The 2,520-nt window shown below is 61.1% G+C and carries 1 pseudogene; it reads left to right on the top strand.

Annotated features, from left to right (window positions below):
* A pseudogene (locus E3W21_RS32205) lies at nt 1–2,520 on the top strand (immunoglobulin-like domain-containing protein); the annotation flags it as partial.

Here is a 2,520-nt window from a genome sequence, read left to right as displayed (position 1 = left end):
CACTGACACAGTCGACACCACCAACCTGTCGCTGAGCGCCAGCAACTCGGTCGCCGAAGGCGGTTCGATCGTCTACACCGCGACCCTGACCAATGCTGCCGGCACTCCGGTGACCGTGACGCTGAGCAACGGAGCCGTGATCACCATCGATGCCGGTAAAACCACCGGCACCGCGACCGTCGATGCGCCGAAGGACGATGCTTATATCGACGCTGGCAAAGTCAGCGCCACGATCAGCACGGCGACCGGTGGCAACTTCGAGAACCTGGTACCAAGCACGGTTCCGGCAGTGACCAGCGTCACTGATACCATCGATACCTCGACCGTGACCCTGAAAGCCACTGAGTCGGCCGCTGAAGGTGGCACCGTCACCTACACCGCCACTGTTGGCACCGCAGTCACTGGCAGCCCGGTCACCGTGTCTTTGGCCAACGGCCAGACCATCACCATCGACATCGGTAAAACCACCGGCACCGTAACCACCCTCGCACCTAACGATGCGTTGAACGGTCACACTCCGCTGACCAACTCGATCACCAACGTCAGCGGCGGCAACTACGAAAACCTGGTCGCCGACAAAACCCCGGTCAGCACCACCGTGACTGACACAGTCGACACGACCAACCTGACTCTGAGTGCCAGCAACTCAGTCGCCGAAGGCGGTTCAATCGTCTACACCGCGACCCTGACCAATGCTGCCGGGACTCCGGTGACCGTCACGTTGAGCAACGGCGCAGTGATCACCATCGCGGCCGATGCTACCAGCGGCTCCGTCACTGTCGATGCACCGAAAGACGACGTGTACAAAGACGCCCGCAAAGTCGAAGCGACCATCAAGGACGCCAGCGGTGGCGACTTCGAAAGCCTGGTCACCAATCCGGCAGCTGCGGTCACGGAAGTGACTGACACACTCAACACGTCGACAGTCAGCCTGACGGCCAACGGCACTGTGACCGAAGGCGGCACCGTGGTTTACACCGCATCCGTCACCGCGCCAGTGACCGATTCGCCAGTGGTCGTGACCTTATCCAACGGCCAGACCATCACCATCCCGGTTGGATCGAGCAGCGCGAGCGTGAACTTTGTTACGCCGAACGATGCCCTCGCCGGCGGCGGTTCGCTGAGCGTGAAGATAGATGATGCCAAGGGCGGCAACTTCGAAAAACTGGCAATCGACGGCAAATCGGCGGACACCTCTGTCAGCGATACCGTGGACACCACCAAAGTGACCATGACCGCCAGCGGTAGCGTGTTCGAAGGCGGCACGATCACCTACACCGCCAACCTGACGAATGCGGCCGGCACCGACATGACGGTCAAGTTGAGCAACGGCGAAAGCATCGTGATCAAGGCCGGCGACAAGTCGGGCTTCATTACCATTCCCGCACCTGCCGATGACGTCTACAAGGACGGCAGCAAAATCACCGTTGGTATCGCCAGCACCAGCGGCGGCAACTTCGAAAAGCTCGACGTCAGCACAACCACTCACACCACCACCGTCAATGACACCACCGACACCACCACACTGAAGCTCAGTGCCGATGTGAGCACCGTCGGCGAAGGTGGTCAGATCACCTACACCGCCACGTTGAGCCACCCGGCCGACACCGCCATGGCCGTTACGCTGAACAACGGTCTGGTGATCAACATCAAGGCCGGCGAGTCCAGCGGTTCGGCGCCGTACACCGTGCCAAATGACGTCTTCACCGGTGCGGCGCCCGTCAGGGCCGCGATCGCGGACAGCACTGGCGGCAACTTCGAAAAACTGGATACCGATAGCTCGGCCGTCGTCACAAAAGTGACTGACACCGCTGACACCACGACGATTAGCCTGAGCGCGACTGAGTCGGTTGTTGAAGGTGGTTCGATCGTCTACACCGCGAACCTGACCCATTCTGCCGGTACCCCGGTCACCGTCACGCTGAGCAACGGCNCGATGCCGGCAAAACCACTGGCACCGTGACGGTTGATGCGCCGAAGGACGATGCTTACATCGATGCTGGCAAAGTCAGCGCCACGATCAGCACCGCCACCGGTGGCAACTTCGAGAACCTGGTACCGAGCACGGTTCCGGCAGTGACCGCGGTCACTGACACCATCGATACCTCGACCGTGACCCTGAAAGCCACTGAGTCGGCAGCTGAAGGGGGCACCGTCACCTACACCGCCACTGTTGGCACCGCAGTAACTGGCAGCCCGGTCACCGTGTCTTTGGCCAACGGTCAGACGATCACCATCGAAGTCGGTAAAACCACCGGCACCGTGACCACCCTCGCACCCAACGATGCGCTGAATGGCCACACGCCGCTGACCAATGCCATCGCCAACGTCAGCGGCGGCAACTACGAAAACCTGGTCGCCGACAAAACACCGGTCAGCACCACCGTGACTGACACAGTCGACACGACCAACCTGACTCTGAGCGCCAGCAACTCGGTGGCCGAAGGCGGTTCTATCGTCTACACCGCGACCCTGACCAATGCTGCCGGCACTCCGGTGACCGTGACGCTGAGCAACGGA

It is taken from the genome of Pseudomonas sp. F01002 (genome assembly GCF_004402115.1).
Lineage (GTDB): Bacteria > Pseudomonadota > Gammaproteobacteria > Pseudomonadales > Pseudomonadaceae > Aquipseudomonas > Aquipseudomonas frigoris.
Note: the sequence above shows the minus strand (reverse complement) of the source record. Positions and strands in the feature narration are given on the sequence as shown.